The 18,488-nt window shown below is 44.2% G+C and carries 11 protein-coding genes and 1 tRNA gene; 3 read left to right on the forward strand and 9 right to left on the reverse strand.

Going from position 1 to position 18,488, the window contains the following annotated elements:
• From JO154_RS25305 to JO154_RS25325, 5 genes are all read right to left on the reverse strand, one after another.
• The coding region (locus JO154_RS25305; RefSeq protein WP_291951636.1) for an Ig-like domain-containing protein at positions 1-4,355 on the reverse strand (4,355 nt) is incomplete at its 3' end.
• 628 nt (positions 4,356-4,983) lie between these two features.
• A complete protein-coding gene (locus JO154_RS25310; protein ID WP_291951638.1) occupies positions 4,984-5,403 on the reverse strand; it encodes a DUF3995 domain-containing protein in 420 nt (139 codons plus the stop codon).
• Positions 5,404-5,535: 132 nt separating this feature from the next.
• Positions 5,536-5,619: transfer RNA gene (locus JO154_RS25315), tRNA-Leu, on the reverse strand.
• A 117-nt stretch (positions 5,620-5,736) separates the two neighbouring features.
• A complete protein-coding gene (locus tag JO154_RS25320; protein ID WP_291951641.1) occupies positions 5,737-6,231 on the reverse strand; it encodes a DinB family protein in 495 nt (164 codons plus the stop codon).
• 117 nt (positions 6,232-6,348) lie between these two features.
• Entirely contained in the window at positions 6,349-6,753 is a 405-nt protein-coding gene (locus JO154_RS25325) for a carbohydrate-binding protein (protein WP_291951643.1), read from the reverse strand.
• A 175-nt stretch (positions 6,754-6,928) separates the two neighbouring features.
• Between JO154_RS25325 and JO154_RS25330 the strand changes: the two genes are divergently transcribed.
• The 3 genes from JO154_RS25330 to JO154_RS25340 all read left to right on the forward strand — a co-directional run bounded on the left by JO154_RS25330 (position 6,929) and on the right by JO154_RS25340 (position 9,615).
• Positions 6,929-7,558, forward strand: a complete 630-nt coding sequence (locus JO154_RS25330; RefSeq protein ID WP_291951646.1) for a TetR/AcrR family transcriptional regulator — start codon at positions 6,929-6,931, stop codon at positions 7,556-7,558.
• 91 nt (positions 7,559-7,649) lie between these two features.
• On the forward strand, positions 7,650-8,723 hold the full coding sequence (locus tag JO154_RS25335) for a hypothetical protein (protein WP_291951649.1): 1,074 nt from the start codon (positions 7,650-7,652) through the stop codon (positions 8,721-8,723).
• Between the two features lie 82 nt (positions 8,724-8,805).
• Positions 8,806-9,615 carry a universal stress protein gene (locus JO154_RS25340; protein ID WP_291951652.1) on the forward strand — a complete coding sequence of 270 codons (810 nt, stop codon included), beginning with the start codon at positions 8,806-8,808 and terminating at the stop codon, positions 9,613-9,615.
• 9 nt (positions 9,616-9,624) lie between these two features.
• Here the strand turns inward: JO154_RS25340 and JO154_RS25345 are convergent, their stop codons facing one another.
• From JO154_RS25345 to JO154_RS25360, 4 genes are read right to left on the reverse strand one after another with little or no spacing between them, the layout of a single operon-like run.
• Entirely contained in the window at positions 9,625-12,099 is a 2,475-nt protein-coding gene (locus tag JO154_RS25345) for a DUF4157 domain-containing protein (protein ID WP_291951655.1), read from the reverse strand.
• Positions 12,100-12,108: 9 nt separating this feature from the next.
• The gene (locus JO154_RS25350; protein WP_291951658.1) at positions 12,109-13,506 is read right to left on the reverse strand and encodes an ATP-binding protein; all 1,398 of its coding nucleotides are present in this window, start codon (positions 13,504-13,506) and stop codon (positions 12,109-12,111) included.
• A gap of 20 nt (positions 13,507-13,526) precedes the next feature.
• Complete coding sequence (locus JO154_RS25355; protein WP_291951661.1) at positions 13,527-14,951, reverse strand: contractile injection system tape measure protein; 1,425 nt, start codon at positions 14,949-14,951, stop codon at positions 13,527-13,529.
• An 11-nt stretch (positions 14,952-14,962) separates the two neighbouring features.
• Positions 14,963-18,481 (reverse strand): hypothetical protein, encoded by a 3,519-nt coding sequence (locus JO154_RS25360; RefSeq protein ID WP_291951664.1) that lies wholly within the window; start codon positions 18,479-18,481, stop codon positions 14,963-14,965.
• Between the last annotated feature and the right edge of the window lie 7 nt (positions 18,482-18,488).

An 18,488-nucleotide genomic window follows, 5' to 3' on the forward strand; every position in this document is an offset into this window, starting at 1 on the left:
GATACTACCGGCAGTGCATTCACGGTTACAGGGGCTGTTTGCTGTGCTTTACAGCCGTTAGCATTTGTTACTTCATATGTAATGGTGGCCGTACCAGCGGTAACACCTGTTACCAGGCCACTGTTAGCATCTACAGTTGCTACTGCAGTGTTGCTACTGCTCCATACACCGCCAGAAGTTGTATTGCTTAAGGTAGTAGCAGTACCCGTACAAATATTGGTTGTACCTGTAATTGGTGATACTACCGGCAGTGCATTCACGGTTACAGGGGCTGTTTGCTGTGCTTTACAGCCGTTAGCATTTGTTACTTCATATGTAATGGTGGCCGTACCAGCGGTAACACCTGTTACCAGGCCACTGTTAGCATCTACAGTTGCTACAGCAGTATTGCCGCTGCTCCATACTCCCCCAGGAGTTGTATTGCTTAAGGTGGTAGCAACACCCATACAGATACTGGTTGTACCTGTGATTGGTGATACTACCGGCAGCGCGTTCACGGTAACGGTAGCTGTTTGCTGTGCTTTACAGCCATTAGCATTCGTTACTTCATAAGTAATGGTGGCCGTACCGGTAGAAACTCCGGTAACTATTCCATTGGCATCAATCGTTGCAATAGTAGCATCGCTGCTACTCCAGGTACCACCAGCGGTAGTATTACCTAACGTGGTTGTAGAACCAACGCAAATATTAGTCGTACCTGTGATAGGTGCTACTGCCAGCTTGATTTCTGTAATAACAATCTGGCCTGATACAGTACATCCGTCCGAAAAACTTACCTGCACGCTATAGGTTCCTCCTTTGGTAGCCGTAAGCGTACTATTTGCACTGCCATCATTCCATTTATACTGAGAAGTAGGTGAGGCAAAAAATCCATCTGTTTTCAATATATAGGGGAACTGTTCTGTACATAGTGTAATGTCTGGCCCTAAACCTGAGATGGGTGCACTGCCATTATAAGGCTTAAAATCCCATTTCACGTTTCCTCCCTGATCTGTGCTATGTTCTCCTGCCGCAAAGGGCGTAGTACCTGCAGCGGTGATACCCTTTACACGGACATAATCAAAACTGATATTACTACCAGTTTTGGTTATAGTGGCATTAACTGTAGAGCTAGCGCTAATGAACTCCGTCAGGTTACATGGAGTGCCACTTCCAAACCAGTCGTTGGTGATGGTCGTATTGCTGCCTGCCGCGAATGTATATACCTTTCCAGGGGTAAAAATGAGTGTCCCTATGGTGTTACTGGGACCACCAATTGTACCCCTCGATTTAAATTCCAGCCGATTGATCTGATTGTTCCCTCCAATGAACGCACCTGTTGTAGCATTGGTATTACTGAATACCAAATCTTCAATAGTCGTCTTACTGATATTCATTTGCCCACCGACATAAGTTGTAACGTCCACTCGGTTGTAAGCCCCTCCATTCACGATAAAATAAGGTACGGTCAAAGTGGACCCACTTGCCTGAAGGTTTTTATTGGCACCAAAATAAGTCCAATTCGTAGCAATCCTGGCATTGGTGATATTCATACTAGTCGCGAGAGCAGTGGTATCATCAGTTATAATATTTACCTGCACGTTGATACCACTCAGATCGAGCCCTCCACTTTTCAAGGTGATACGAGTATTTGGATTAGAGAAGTCGTCCATTATCCGTAATACATTGCTGATACCAGGTTTAACTACATATATACTGAATTTTCCAGTATTACTGCCATTAGTAGTAATCGTATTATTGGAGGCTCCTTCGAAGGTCAGTACCGTGTTCATCGTCACAGAAGGATTCATCTGTAGGTTGCCCCATACTTCCAATGTGAGAGTAGCATCGTGGTCAAATACGGGATTAAACGAAGCGCCAGTCCAGTCCATATTACGACAATAGGCCTGACCGCTGGCAATCTTAACGTTGCTGCTGCCACTGGTAAAACTGTTAGCATCAAAATATACATCGTCCTTAATAGTAGGTACACAGGCACCACCCGCCCCACCGCTGGTAGCAGACCAATGGGATGGATCATTCCACTCTCCTGATCCACCTACCCAATATCGGCTATTGCCTCCTGTTGTTGTAATATTGAATCCAGAATTCCCACCGGCATCTACTCCTGTCACAGACAATGGAACTCCGCTGCCGGTAGCGGTCATGTTCTGTATATAAACATTGGCCAGATTAAATGTAACTCCAGGTGAGAATTGTAAAATGGCAGGATTAGCATCTTTGCTCCTTATCTCACCCATTACTCCGCAATCAGGGCTGTTCAGGCGAAGATGTTCCTGTATGGTATTGCTTCCGCTGAAATTGTATCTGCGAGAGGGAGCCAGTAACAACCTCATAATGCTGTTCCCTGCATTACGGATATTACCTGCTCCTTTAAATTCAAGTGTACCGATGTTGTTGTTCTTATCGATGCCTGCCAGGGAACTTGGGCTGGTATTCGTAAACTGCAGTTCGCCGATATTTGCTCTCGAAATCCTGAAATAGTCCTTGTCACTGGTACAGTATACTTTGGGATATGTAAGACCGGCTGCTATTAAATAACCTTGAGACGTAATAAAAGAACCGGCGCCATTATTGACCCATGTACATGCAGTATCAGTTGTAATCCAGATATAGTGTGTAGTAATAGTTGTATTGGTAATGTCAACTGCCCTGATAGCGGTACCGATGCTTGCAAATTCATTAATATCCAGTGTCTGGTTTGCCATTATCAGTTTACCAGTGATAGCTTTTACGGTAGCCTGGATATTGGTAAAGTTATCTATCAGGGTAACACCACCATTAGGGCCTGTTTTCAGGATATTAAGTTTAAGTAATCCCAGTGTACTTCCATTGGTAGTGAGGGTAGAAGCTTCCTGACCTTTCATGAGCAGATCAGCGTTCATAGTCACTGAAGGGTGCATGACCAGGGAGCCCCAAACTTCCATGCTGTAACTAATGCTTTTATTGAAAGTAACCGGTGCGGTAATATTTCTCCATGTCATATTATGACACCAGGCATTGGTAGTGGTAGTAACTATACTACCCGGCGCAAACCCGCTGTTGCTATCAAAAACCACATCATCTGCCGTCAGTGGTAAACATGCGCCTCCCGGGCCTCCACTGGTAGTACTCCAGTGATTTATATCATTCCAGTCTCCAGCACCACCTACCCAATAGAGGGTAATGCCACTGCCTGGAGGCTGAATATTAAAACCAGTATTACCACCTCCATCGATACCCTGGAAAGTAAGCGGTGTAATACTTCCTGTCGCAATCATGCTACCCACATAAACGTTATATAGATCCACAGCAGCACCGGTACTAAAATTTAGTTTGGCGAAGATGTCCTTTCCCTGTATCTGGTTCAGCCCACTACAATCTGGCGTTTTCATCTGTAAAAACTTATTGATTGTTTGGGCGCCATAAACCTGAAGCACTTTCCCCGGCGCCATGATGAGTGTATCAATCGTGTTATTGGCATTCCCAAGGGTACCTGCTCCTTTAAATTCCAGCCGCCTGATCGTATTTCCCTGAAGAACAACTGATGCTCCCGACTGTGCAGCAGCACTGGTAAAAGTCAATGCACCGAACCCAGTGTTATAAATCTTCATGGCCCCACTGTTTGCTGCAGTAACATCCACTTTGGGATAATATCCACTGGCTGAATGGAACAACTGTGCGCTGATATAGGAATTATCTCCTATTACTGTAACATTAGGCCCTTGTAAATCCCAGGCACCAGCCATCGTAATCGTGGCGCCTGTGATATTCACCCCCCTGACTAAACCACCGGTATTACCGTAAAGATGTGTGAAGACATGATTACCGCCTGATAAATCCACCATGCCAGACGTCAATGTAATATTATCAACTCCGAAATTAAGAGGAATATTATCCAGTAATTTTACAGTACCATTTGGTTTGTTGACAGCAAACGAGTTATACCACCCGGCTGCAACTTTGTTTGCTCCATTGATTTTATAGGTAGCCACACCCCCTCCGGCAAATTCGATCGTAATACCATAAGTCACTAATGCAGCTAACTCCACATTTCCATATACATACAGTCTGGAGCTCCCATTGTTTCTGAAAGAAGCCGTAGTTGTTACTCCTAACCAGGATATATTATGGCAATAAGCAGCGCCTGAAGCCGGCAATGTGACGATGTTGCCGTTTGCAAGGCCACTGTTTACATCAAAAAATACGTCATCACCAGAACTTGGCACAACTGATCTCTTGCTGGTACCACCAGATGTAGTGGCCCAATGGTTCAGATCATCCCAGGCGCCAGCGCCACCTACCCAATAATAATCGGCTGCCCGAAGGGAAAGGGAAACAATCATAAAAAGACACGACAGTACAAATTTTCTCATGATATGTGATTGGTCTGGGGGGAGGGCTTTACTACCAGGACCCCATATTTTTAAGGAAATGTTCACCAACAGGTATAAACAGTATGCAATGCAGTTACAGTAAAAATGGTTTTCATTGACACGTTAGGAATATACTCTCTAACAGGATTGGTTTACCAATAAGTATAGCCCCAAATATATAGGGCGCAGGCAAGTAGTGTTGTAGTGTTTTTTGCATTTTAGTGTGGCGATAATACTACACACGTGAGTAAGGCGCACCAAAGCCGCCATGCAGATGGCCCGCAGCAGAGAAACCGTAAATCAGAGCATCACCGAAGCCCAAGCCCTGCTGGTATAGTATGAAGGAAAGAGGAACGATGGCCAGATGGCAGGCCCGGATACGAATTTGATCGTATTAATACAACTGCAACCATAATATCTCCTTGATGTAGGAACGTATAAAATCACAAATCCGTTCTTACTATCCCTGCTCAACTCCTTCCCCTACCCAATGATATAGAACAGACAAGAAGGATGATAAAAGCGCAGGAAGGTTCTGTATTGCTGGTAGTCCATTCCAATAACGAAGCTGTTATAACAGGAGCTAGCTAGCTTCCCAAAGTGGCGGGGCTGATATATATAGCGGCATTTAGATCAACACCATACAGAACTCCATTATAGCAATGCATAAGCACAGCGGCGAATAAATACGGGTATCCTGTGTTGCGAAGAGAGTACCTTTCATTTTCTTAAAGAAGCCTACATATCGGAAATCTCCAATTGCACGAATAAGAAATATAGCGCCAATGATGATACTTCCTATATGAATAAGCTTCATTGAAACCATTTGATTAAAGTAACCACTGTTGCCCCATGTAACGAGGGCAAATAACAGCAGCCCGAAGGCTACGATAAGCGTAGCTAATTTCCCGGCATCTATAGTACTTTCGCCATCGGGAGTAGTAGGCATTGCAGCAGCAAAACCCCAAGTACCGCCGAATGCCCAATAAACGTGGAGACCAGAAAGGAAGAGGAAAATGATGGTGTTAATGGCGATGAGAATAAGCATGGTATAGTATTTTATGAATTATCGAACCATGGAACCGAACCCTATACTGGAGCTGATAGCCTTACCAGTAAAAGATTTGGAAGTACTTAAAATAGGAAAGGTCGGAGAAATCTCCGACCTTTCCTATTTTAGTGCCCAGAACTGGATTCGAACCAGCACACCCTTGCAGGCGCTGCGACCTGAACACAGTGCGTCTACCAATTTCGCCATCTGGGCAACTGATTTTGTGTTTCAGGACGGCAAAGATAGGAATAGATTTTAATCTGCCAAATCTTTTTTAAAATAAAATTTCAGTCACCCGGTTACGAGTGACTGAAACTGAAGGAGTAACGATTAACGTTCGTAGAACTTAGGAGGTTCGATACCTAAAGCTCTCAGGTATACATAACCCTGTCCACGATGATGAATTTCATTGTCGATGAAGTACAGCAGTATGTCGATTACTGGCCCTTCAAAGAAACCCCAAGAATTCTCAGTTACTCTGAAACGCTCTGGTGTCATAGCAGGCCACTCGGCATTGATTTTTTCAGTCACTTCATCCCAATAAGCCAGCAACTGCTCTTTTGTTTTAATAGTGTGGCCTTTTGCTTCCAGTTCTTCAAATGGGGTCCATTTACCATAGGCCATACCATCGATACCAGTCGCAATACCTACTGCTTCCAATGCCAGTTGCGAAAATGGACGCATACCACCAATGGAAAATTCAAATAATTCTTTCTCAGGAAAAGCTTCAATCACACGACGCGTTAATCCGCGATGGCCCTGCCAATGTTTTAATATTTCTTCAGGAGTGAGAATTGCAAGTGCATTCAATGTTGCTGTAGACATAATAATAAGGTTTTTGCTAGTGAATGTGGATTACAATACAAAAATCAGCAAGTGATGTGACAACAGTATGTCAGCAGCAAAAAATAACTTAAAAAAAATTTTGAATTACCCAGCAGATCAATAATTCCAGATAAATGAGAAAGAGGTAATACTAAACGCAGATGCCCCTCGGGCTACAAGAAACAAATCATGCACCCCTTGTGCATGACGCAGATTCCCCACCATCTTCAACGCATAGGTGGTATCTCCTGTGTATGGTATATCTAATGTGCCAATGATTTTCCCCTTGGGCTCGTCTATCCTAAATTCTAACCTGGAGCCCTTATCCTTCGTCGTCTTGGTTACCTCTACCTTAAATCCAATCTCCCCTAAACTCAGATTCACTTGCGCAAACCCCAAGTAACTCCCCTCCTTCATCTGAAACTCCGTTTCAGGTTTTTTCGCGGATGCAGTCGACGGGGCCACCTGGCCACAAACAGTTAACGTCTGCAAAGCAAAAATCAGAAACAGGATACACCTCATAGGGATATGGATATTCAACACTTTACCACTCCAGTCATAACAGCAATACCTGTTACAAGTGGAAATAATAAGTAATCGGCATAAAATTAATGAATTATGAGTAAATATATCAAATTAATACCATACAAACAATGTTATTAAAAAATAGTACATTTGCCCTAATCTATAAATAGACATGAGTACATCGGAGAAACTGACTACCAAAGAGAGAATTCTGGCTGCTGCCTTGCACCTATATAATGAACAAGGCACAGATGTGGTAACCATCCGCCATATTGCCAAAGAAATAAATATCAGTCACGGCAACCTCCAATATCATTATAAAAACACGGAAGAAATTATCCTTGCATTATTTAATCAACTTGCCGAGGCAATGGATAAAGGCATGGCACAAGCAGAAAATCCTGCTATTCCTACTTTCGCCCAATTCCTTGCTGATACGGAACACCTCTTCTCTATACTCTATCAATACCGCTTCTTCTTCCTTCACTTTGTAGCCACCACCCAACGCGTACCTGAAATTAAAAAACGCTATAACGCTATTGAAAGTAACAGAGAACACCAGTTTATCCGACTCTTCAATAATTACCAGGAAACAGGTATCCTCCGAACAGATATCCCCGAGGAAGTATGGAAAGATCTCGTTACGCAAATCTTTATCGTGGGTAACTTCTGGATGCCACACAATGAGATCCAACTCCATCTCAAAGGACAAAAAGCCATCAAACATTATGTCAAACTAGTTGGCAATATGTTCTACCCATATCTTACTACAAAAGGCATAGCAACGATACAGTCAGCATGACATGATATTTGTCAGTTTCATCCCTGACGATGCTCATTTTTGGTGAACCATAAAGCTTTTAGCTTTGTTAAACCACCAAAAGCGAATAGCTATGCAAGAACAAGATGTTATTCAAGTGAGTCAGCTTCGCGGTGAACCAGCTGTTACTGTTCTCATCTCTACCCATCGGACTTTCCCGGACAACAAACGAGACAGTATCAACCTCAAAAACCTGGTAACTGCCGCTGAAAAACAACTGTACGAGCTGTATGATAAACGCGCTGTATGGCCCATCCTGGAGAAAATAAAAGAACTGGAAACAGGTATTGATCACAGGTATAACCTGGACAGCCTTGTCCTCTATGCTTCTGAGAACTTCGGAAGAGTCTACAATCTCCCCGTTAGTACCACAGATCGTATCATCATAGGAAAACGTTTTGAAATCAGACCATTGCTCAAAGCGCTCCAAGAGGTAACGCACTATTACGCTATTTCTGTCAGCCGACAAAAGATCCGTCTGCTGGAAGCAGATAATGAAACGCTTATCCAGGAAATTCAAAACAACGATTTTCCATTTGAAAATACAATCTACTATACTACGGATCCCATGAAACTCAAACATGACGCAGTAGTAGATGACCTTATCAAGGAATTTTTCAACGTCGCCGACAAAAGATTTAAGAAATATTATAACGAGAATCCATTACCTGTTGTACTCATGGGTGATACAAAAATGTTGTCCTTCTACCAGGAACAAATGGATATCAAAGGGATTGTAATTGGTACGGTGAATGGTAGTTTCGACGACACGCCAGACCATGAAATCCCCAGACAGATTAGTCCTGTGCTTAAACAAATGAAGGAGAAGAAGGCGGAGGAAGTGCAACAAACCATTGCCGATGCCCAATCCCAACAACGTTTGCTGGTTGACCTCAGCGATATTTATCGTTCATCCGTTGACGGTAGTGCGGATACACTTTTTGTGGAAAGCACCTACTTTCAGCCAGGCACTATCCATGATGGTACTATCTCCTTACATCCGGATGATACAGGCAATAAAGACCTCTCCTATGATGTACTGCTGCCTATCATTGAAAACATCCTCTCCAAAAGTGGGAAAGTTGTTTTCGTGGATGAAGGCGCGCTGAATGAATTCAAAGGCATCGCGCTTGTAACAAGATTTTAGAACTGCAACACATCTGTTGTAACCTCCGGCGCCTGCACCAGGCAGCAGGCGCTATATTATCTGACAACCAACTTTATCGATAATGAAAGTACTCGTCCCTACCGATTTTTCTGAAAATGCGTTTAATGCAGCAAAATACGCTGTAGCCATGTCTGCCCGATTCCCAAAAGCTGATATTACATTGTACCATTCCTACAGTGTATTGCATATGTCCGGTATTCCAATGCCCGTCATGCCAGAAGATACTCCTGCTTTCAAAGAACGTGTGATGGAAGAATTAAAAAGAATAAAAGAAGAGCTGGCCGACATCACTCCACGAACCACCACCATCAATTGTGAAACGGATATACTTCCCCTCCTGGAAGGTATGCAGCAAATCATTGATATCAGAGGTATCAATATGGTGATAATGGGAATCACTGGGAGAAGTGGCCTGCAAAAGGCGATCGTAGGCAGTAATACGCTTTCGGTAACACAGCATATTACTATTCCTGTAATTATTATTCCGCATGTTGCCACCTGGAAGCCACAAAACAAAATCCTCTTTGCTTATAATAAGAAACAACCATTATTAAGCAGACAAAGCAACGCCATCGAGCAACTCGTTACTAAACTCGGCGCCCACCTGGATGTGCTCTATGTTGGAGAAGATGTCGATTCTCCTGCTGTTAAACAGGAAATTGAAAAGCTCCTCCATTTACATGATATCTCCTATCATACCGCCCGACATCATAAAACGGCGTCTGATATCCTGCACTTCGCGGAGAAAGAATCCACCGACATGCTGCTGGCATTACCCGGCAAATACAGTTTCCTGGAAGATATCTTTCACAAAAGCGTTACTAAAGAACTGGCCTATAAAACCAATGTTCCACTGATTGTTATCGGCTGATTCCCGATCTTATTTAATTTGTTTTGGCGCCCCGTCAGGCGGCGGTAATATCTTTTTGTCTACCGGATCCGGTGGCGTACTATAATCACAGCCTTCGGTTCTATTATCATTATTACATTCACTTGCTACCTGGCTTTCATCGCCAGTAGGTGCAGGAGGCTTGCCAAACAGGTTCTTACTTTCCGCATCCAAACCTGATTCCTTGCATTTATCGGCAGCCACTTTTTCTTTGGTGGCAGCATGATGTTCTGGCTTACCTGCCGGCGGTGTTGGTTTCTGCAATCGCACCAGTGCAATACGATACATCTGGAAGAATGCCTCCCAGGGCCTCTCTCCTTGCCCTTCAGACGCTACAAAGGCATCAATGGCTGTCAATACACGCTGCCCCAATTTGGTACCGGTACTGAGCCCGAAAATACGTAACCGATCCTCCGGCTTTGTGACGGTCTTGAATAACTGTAGGAACTCGCGAGTAAGATCCTTATTCGTACCAAATTCTTTTCCTTGTAAATGGGTACTCAGATCTTGGGCCGACTGTACCCCATATTCTTTTATTACATCTACCAAATGACTGTCAGGATTGTTATTCAGAGCAAATCCCAGCAATTCTCCTGTTCCTTTTGACAATGGCACCGGCGTATCGAGGGATAATGCCTTCGTGACCATACCCTGGAATTTCTTACCTCTGTCTTCCCCTAGCTTCTCATTTATTTCTTTCTCCTTCCCTTCTGGAGACGCATATCCACGCACATACTGAACGGAATATCCGTCCTTCACTTTATTCTGTACAGCGTCCAGATTCGTTTTATTCTGCGCTTGCAGTTCTGCATCATCCGGTTCATCGGTGGTGAAATACTTAAAATAGTGCAGAAAATCCTCTGGCGGAGCAGGGTCCGGTGTCTTAGGCTGCGTATCATCTTCCTGCTTGGTATCCTCGCAGATATATTCTACAATCGGTGGCGGGCAAATACAATAACCATTTACACAATCCGGCTTTTGGGGTGTTTTTATTTTCCCAAATCTAAGTTCATACATCAGATTATAACTCCTTGGCAAATCCCCCGTCTGATTGATATTACCGAAAATAGAATTATCTCCTACTTGTGCCCCTAATTTGAAATCCCACAAATTTGGATTTTTCACGTTAGGAATATTCCAAAAGTGCGTATAATCCAACTGCGTATCTAAGCGAAAAGGCTGCTTACCTATTCTCCCCAATCCCAGATTCACATCCAGGTGGAAGCCCGCTCCTGGGACTCCACTTGGAATGGCCCCCGGACCTGTGCCGGCACCAACGTTCGTTCCCTTAGCTTCCGCTGTGACTTGTGCCGTTTCCTTTCCTATAGGGAAAGTCACCGTAGCTCCTACAGCACCCGTTGTCTGGACCTTCTTTCCACTTACTATTACTTCCGGAATATTATCCTTCAATTTCGTATAGGCATCGACGCGAGTGCTGCCTTTACAATAACTGAATACCAATGCCAGATTACGCAAATCAGGATTATAGAACCATCCTGTCAATGGATTACTGGTTCCGGCGCATTGACAACGTTTCGACTTACGGGTAATATTCCTGGTAATGGTGGCATTGCCCTCTCGCCAGCTATTATACTTTACAGGACCGTCTGTAGTACCGGACGACTTGTCTGGCGCACGACGGATAACGGGGCTGGATATAGGGAGACTGCCAGGCTTCCGTCTGGCATCCGGTCCGCTAGCGCCTTGTTGTAGTGTATGCGTCAGCTCATGTGCCAGTAATCTGCGACCACCATCCGTTTCTGGACTATATTTTCCATTGTTAAAGTAAATATCATTTCCTACCGTAAATGCTTGTGCATTCAGATCTCTCGACAAATTGGCGGCATAGTCGCCGGTATGTATTCTAACATCGGAAAAGTCTGCTCCAAAGCGACTCTCCATAAAATGCTTTGTATTGTCCGACATGCCACTGCCCTGCCCTCTCGTAGCCCCGATGCCAGCACTCACTTCGCTACTCACCGTGGACGTTGCCTCGCCGGCACCACTACGCCTGATGACAGCAGCTAGTGGCTTCATCTGCAACTTCCCTTTCTTCTCCTCATCTTCACAATGAGCGCATTTACGTTGCACTATACTTGGCTCAGGGGATCTATGCAGTTTTTCTTCTTCACACTGCGCGCACTTGCGCAGGATCAATGCAGAACCTACCTGTGCAGGTTGCTCACAGGCAGCGCATTTACGCTGCACAGGAGCTGTAACAGGAGACGCGCTTATGGGTGCCGCTGCGGGCACCTGCATATTCATCACCTTATCAGCCATGGCATCCGCTTCAGCTTCCTGCGGATCATCCACTGCACCCAAACTCAGCTTGAACTGAATAGGCATCCGAACAGCCGAAAAGGAAGCCTCCTGCTTGAGCTGCATGGCAGACTGACTAGCGGCTACGGCTTCTGCTGCAGGAACACTTTCGTGCGACGATTTAGTGGCATTTGCATGTTCAGACATAACGGCATTTTAAAGTGTTTTACCTTCTTTTCTAAACTCTTTCCTGATCCCTTCCACCAGGTCTTCCGTGGAGATCTCACTCCTACTGCGGTTCAAAGCCATCAAGGATGCATATTGCACCACATTGATGATAGACCCTCCAGACAATTCATACTGCTGCGCAATTTTTTCCATTGCCGAAACAGGCGGCGGCACAGACGATTTGCTGAAAGCACCATTCCATAAGCGCAAACGTTCTCTCGGCTGCGGTTTCGGAAAATGAATTATCGCCTGTAATCTTCTTACAAAAGCTTCATCCATATTGTTTCGCATATTGGAAGCGAGGATCACTAGCCCCGGATAATCTTCCAGTCGCTGTAACAAATAAGAAATTTCCTGGTTGGCATAACGGTCATGCGCATCTGAAACATTCGTACGTTTGCCAAACAAGGCGTCCGCTTCATCAAAGAAAAGTATCCAATTTTTATTCTCTGCTCTCGTAAAAACCTTTTCCAGGTTTTTCTCCGTTTCTCCTATATACTTCGACACTACCATAGACAAGTCTATCCGGTAAACGTCCAATCCATACATCTTGCCCAAAAGTGCCGCTGTCAAGGTTTTACCGGTTCCAGGAGGACCAAAGAACAAGGCCTTATACCCTGGTTTCAGGGTACGACTCATCCCCCAATCCTGGTACAATGCCTGACCATGCTGCAACCATATACGAAGTTCATCCAACTGCTTCGCGGTAAACTCATCTACTACCAAATCTATCCATTCAAGACTGGTAGTGAGTCTCCGCGCAGGGAAATCCGTACTGAACTGTGGTTTCGTAAGCTTGCCTTGGGTGAAGAAATCAACATATTCATGGGAAAGACTGATAACACTGCTAGGAAAAGGTTCTCCGGCAGTGGTGTCAATGCTCAGGATGTTATGCGCATAAAAAACATGTTCTGGTTCAAAGAACGCAGACAACATAAAACGCAAGGCCAGATCAGTTCCACCCATGATAAACAAGGCAGTTTCAATAGTTGGAATAAAGCCACTGTGGCGCGTTCCCTTAATGCCGCCAAACTCCGTAAATCCTCTCCCGATATTTTTATTCGTGGAGAAGAATACATCCAATAACTGTGGCTGTATATGCGGAATGATGGTCAGTACCAGCAGCAGACGCTCTTCTCTTGTAAACTTGTAATGGTTCACAAACTGTGCATACACCGACCCATCATTACTTAGATCCGGTGCAGGAATGGTATCAGGATTGATTCCATTCGTAGAAGTCAGTGTATTTCCATTCCCATTTTCTTCGGGAAGGGCTTCAAAATAATGTTGCAGCCGGGCATTTACTACCTCCATAAACCAGTCCATCTCCAGGTTCAGGCAGTAGGCATTTTCTGCCACCTTTACTATTTCTTGTTGTATATCCATAGCGGGAAATTGTTGTTATGTTACCATTCAATCACCATCAGGTCCTGACTCCATGGAAAGCTGAGCGTACTGAAGCCCCAGGGGATCATGTCTACCAAAACATCTATTGTTTTTCTTTGTACCTGTAATTTCCATCCCTGTTCCGTGCGGGATAATAATCCCTCCCGCATTAAGAAACTATTACGCAGCCCCTCTATTGATGTATTCTTTATCGCTGTCCAGTAATTTATTACTGCTGTCAATAAGGAGTCTGCTTCTTTCAGGTCAGCTTCCGTAAGCGTGGGTGCAGGAGGGAATGGCGCCTCCAAACGCAAGCCACATAGTGCTTTTTCCAATACTAGTTGTGGTTCCGGAGCGGTCGTTTCTCCTGTTGAAAGGTAATGTACCAGGCAAACGGCTTTGAATACTGCATCTGCCGAGGTCCAATTTTTATTTTTTTCATCCCATAGTGTCAGGACGGTAAAAAATCGTTGTAGGAATGGGGCTATCAATACCACTCCTGCGTTATCAATTGGGATTTTCTCCGTGTTATTTTCTTCATTTGATAGGTAGGGGTTCATTATATCCGTTGTTTGGTTTTGTCCTGAAAATACAAAACTAAACTTATCATCCGCCACTAAATCTGTTAATACTGTGGATGCTGTAATGGCAGGATCTGTAAGTACAGGCAAAGTACCTGATTGCTGTAATTCCTGCACCATCGTTGCCATCAAACCCCGATCATTATTGCCAGCGATGATGGCCATAGCATGCGCTAGCACTGGTTTCAACATCGGTATGGAGGGACTATTTAGCCAATCGTACAGTTCTTGCCAGGCGCTGATCGGATATTTATTACCCAACTGAATGAATTTATTATGAAGATGCGCAGTTACCCTGCCAGTCATTGCCTGTAATGGAGGAAGTTGTTGCACAAACAATTGCTGTACCTCCTCGCTGAACTGCCATTCAATTCTTTGCCAAACAGCGGCAGGAATGTTGGCAGACAACAACCAATTTGCAAAAGCAGTGGCCTCCGTTTTCCATACCTGTTGCGCCAGTTGATTCAGATCCTGTACCGACTGCCCAGCGTACCAAGGCAACCGTCCTTTTAAAAGAAAGAAACGCAGCATACTCAATGGCGTACCATGCTGCATAAAGGTTTCCTCATTTCCGGTCCCTCCTACGGGTTGCAGTTTCCCTCGAAGCGCCTCTTCCAGTTTATATTCCAGTACTTGTTGTAAGCTAGTCTGGAAACCCATGGTACTCATGGTTCCTAAATCCAGTTCCAGCTTATCCAAATAAAAGATGGTATCCTCCCCAGCATATTTTGAAAATACCCGTTCCAACGCCTCCTCCAGTAGTTCCTGGATGGTTGCAGCGAAGTTATGACGTAGGTTGAGTGCCTGTATCTCGTCGTTACAACTAATTTCAAATTCCAGTCTGTTGACAATATGCGTGTTCATGGCATACCTTTTTAATCATGACTACATTCATCCTCACAGGAACCACAAGGAATGATATGATTCAGTTCATCCACAAGTGGGTCTGTTTTCTCATAACCAGGCATTTCTGTTTGCGCGATTTCCAGGAGCCAATCTTTATACACTTTTTCAAAACGCTGCATTTGACCAATGCCCACCCATTCAATGCGTGGCATTACATGCGCTGGAAACTCTGTCTGGATAGTCTTTTCCACGAAATTCCGGTACGTTTGGTCACGGAATCTTTTCGGCCAACAAGGTAGGATTACCGTTGTTCTGAAGGAATACGGATCTTCATCATTATCACAAGGGTTCGCCTGACAATACCAATCCATCAGGTAACTGAAATAGGTCATCAGTCCCTGGATTTCATCTTCAATATCATCGTCTATGGTGGTTCCCTGTTGCTGTTGCAATTGTGTTTTCTTATTATACATAAAAGCACTCCGAGCCAGGATTTGCTTCTTATTATTGTATATCGTGAAACGGTACTTTACACCAGTAGACCCATCTTTCCCGTTATCATCAATGATATAGTTCATCCTTTCGGAACCAAATTCCTGTAACTGCTGGATGCGTTGGGTTATCAACTGATAGGATCTAAACTTCAGCATCTGCGGAAGTTTACCATCAGGATAGGTTTCCTGGAAGAGCACAGATAGTGGCTCTTCTACATTGGTCACCTTGTTGAGTCGATAGCGGAAATACTCCAGTATCCAAGGCATGTTATCGTAACATTTCTCTGCTGGTATACGGGTAATTTTCTTCCAATATTTGGGTTCTTGGGTATTTTCGTTATTACCGATTCCCAGATCGCAAGGAGTCAGACAGATATCCAGCAAACCAACGGCATCCTGTACTGGTGGCGTACTGTCCGACATTTGAATGTCGAGCCTAGGGCGGAGAAGGACGTGTTCCACCAGGTGCATACCTTCATTATCATTTATTTGCTGCATGAGTTCTTGGATACGATTGTACACCTTATCTCTTTCATCCGTAGTATCGTATCTGTCGCTGGTAGCGAGGAGTACTGCATTGTTAAAGTTGGGGCCGTCATACAGCTCAAACCAGAAAGATCCCAACTGGCCGGCTGTTTTGCGACTGCGCAACTTCAGATCATCGTGAAAATCATAGTGAAGGCGTATATCCGCATTGGAAATGATGTCTTGCAATAACGCATCTGTACAACAACCATCTACTACTCTCACACTGGTCAGGAGCACTTTATTGTTCTGATCTGGGTCCACCAGTTTTATGATATTAAGATGGTGGTTACTTTTATTCACCTCCCATACCATTTGCTTCGTTTTGTCATCCTGCACCATACTCGGTTCCACCGTGAGCATATTTGGTGTCAGCGAACGGCGGGTGATATCCGTGAAACCAAGCAGTCGGCCTACTCTCCTTTCTGCTCCCGATACATTTCGTGTATCCCATATCGTAGTTTTCGTATAGTTGTAACCTTTACCACGATTACTGCTGATTTTGATATACTCTTTATTCTTCAGCATATTACTTTTATCGCGGATCATCTTTTGCTGCACGTTATTAGGCGTCAGCCATTGGCTGAGGGATTCATACTCGCTCATATCTTCTGCAAATCTTGCCAGCAGGTGGTTGAAGAAGATATTGCGGCGTGTGAGAAATGTTTCAGGAGACTCGGTTATCTGTTGCAGCATTTTCCCAAAGTCAGCCACGATGGCGTCCGTCTGATCTGCTGGTATATTATTCGGATTGAGCAGCAAGTCGGACAACTGTTGTAATTCCGTAATCACACCGGTAAAATACGTATGCGGAATACTGTCATCGAAGGAAAAGAGATCTCGCAGGTGATTCAACTGTATGAGATGCTCTTTCATCAGTTGTTCAAAAAACAGCATATATCCTCTTAGTTGTAAGGCTTGTATATGTCGTTTTGTATCTGCCGATGAGGGCAATCCAGCCTTATCGCTTACACCATAGCATTGCGGCAACTCATAGGTTACTGGGTAGTAATCTTCCAGGTTCATGTATTCTCCGCTGGGAATTTTAAAATCTACCTGTAAACCTTCCAGTTTATATTTTCTTTCCAGCTTCTTCACATCTTCAAACAATTTATTCATGCGATCGGGGTTACGATCCGATGATTTGCCGGTGTTATAGGTGATCATATCCCTTTCCTTACAAGCAATCACTGTAGATAAAGCCGTTTTCACCCGGGCAATTTTACGGGCAGCGCCTAGTTGGTCCACCCATTCATTGAAATACTGAAGGTAATCCACGCCAGATTTATTATCCGCTGGTAAATGCAGATAAGTGATGGCTTTGATCCCTGGGATTTCAGACACCTCATTCACAATATCCGATAGCCGGATATCCCTATACAACGCGGTTTTCTCCAGGTCGGCATCATCGATAAAGCCATGTTGCAAGGCAGGTCCTTCAAAGATTTCATCAATCAGGAAGCCTTTCGCTTGCATTTGCTGAATGGTATAAAAAGGAATAGAAGGTGTAAAATATTTATAGACTGTAAAAAATAATTGGGCTACCACCTGGTCGGGGTCTGCATTTTCTTCCAGCTCTATGGCGGCAATCAAACCGACCTCCTCATACTCTACTGCATCTATGGAAAGGAAGTCTTCACACAAATTGCGATGTTTCAGCAACTTGTCTTCCACTTGTTGCCTTACCTCTTCCCGTTGATCATCTGCCAAAATATCTTCTTCGTATTCGATCATTACCTTATACAATCCTTCCAGTTCCACTATTTTAGGAGGGATTATAGGATTATTCGGGGAGAGAAATTTCATGGCAGTATCCAGGAATCCTTCTATCACATTGATTTCAGCGATACGTTGATTATCTTGCTGAATGGTATTTTCCATGGTAGTTTTGGTCAGCGGATCAATATCGGGGTTATTGTTCAACTGATCGGTCATCTCTTTAACTGTTTGTTGCAGTTGTGTTTTTTCTTTATCTAGGGCAGCGTATTGGGTTTTGAAGTCAGCGGTTGCCGCTACCCGATTCTCTTTCACCTGTGCTTCCGTTACCTGCACAGTTCCCAACTTACCATAACACAGACGATAACCTACGTCATCGCAGCCACAGTTATGCTTTTCCAGGGAAACAGTATTATAATCAATCCAAATCGGCACTTCATATTCTTTGGCAGGGGTGATCCATGCATTTCTAACGCCCGTTACATCGATGATAAATTTGCGGTAGTCATTGATCGTAAGTGGTGAATTATGCAGGATTTCCTGAGCAGTGTAGAATATTTCCTTCCAGGTATCATCCGTCAACTGTTCTGGCGCCAGCAGATCCACCATATCAAATCCCGTACGATACGACAGGTCAGTGATGGCATAACATACTGCTTCCAGGATGGTAATGCCCGGATCGGAAAAGTTATAATCGGTCCAGATATCGCTGGACAGCTCTTCTATATACTTGATGCCCTGACTGCGAAGCGCGTTATAGTCTTCAGCAGGAAGCAACGGATTGGACTTTAATATTGAAACTGGAGCATCCATGAGTTAA

Source organism: Chitinophaga sp. (assembly GCF_019236475.1).
In the GTDB taxonomy this organism is placed as follows: Bacteria; Bacteroidota; Bacteroidia; order Chitinophagales; family Chitinophagaceae; genus Chitinophaga.

Coding starts and splice junctions, on each gene's coding strand:
- JO154_RS25330 (WP_291951646.1), top strand. CDS start 6,929: ATGAGTACATCGGAGAAACTGACTACCAAAGAGAGAATTCTGGCTGCT.
- JO154_RS25340 (WP_291951652.1), top strand. CDS start 8,806: ATGAAAGTACTCGTCCCTACCGATTTTTCTGAAAATGCGTTTAATGCA.
- JO154_RS25360 (WP_291951664.1), bottom strand. CDS start 18,481: ATGGATGCTCCAGTTTCAATATTAAAGTCCAATCCGTTGCTTCCTGCT.
- JO154_RS25345 (WP_291951655.1), bottom strand. CDS start 12,099: ATGTCTGAACATGCAAATGCCACTAAATCGTCGCACGAAAGTGTTCCT.
- JO154_RS25350 (WP_291951658.1), bottom strand. CDS start 13,506: ATGGATATACAACAAGAAATAGTAAAGGTGGCAGAAAATGCCTACTGC.
- JO154_RS25335 (WP_291951649.1), top strand. CDS start 7,650: ATGCAAGAACAAGATGTTATTCAAGTGAGTCAGCTTCGCGGTGAACCA.
- JO154_RS25355 (WP_291951661.1), bottom strand. CDS start 14,951: ATGAACACGCATATTGTCAACAGACTGGAATTTGAAATTAGTTGTAAC.
- JO154_RS25320 (WP_291951641.1), bottom strand. CDS start 6,231: ATGTCTACAGCAACATTGAATGCACTTGCAATTCTCACTCCTGAAGAA.
- JO154_RS25310 (WP_291951638.1), bottom strand. CDS start 5,403: ATGCTTATTCTCATCGCCATTAACACCATCATTTTCCTCTTCCTTTCT.
- JO154_RS25325 (WP_291951643.1), bottom strand. CDS start 6,753: ATGAGGTGTATCCTGTTTCTGATTTTTGCTTTGCAGACGTTAACTGTT.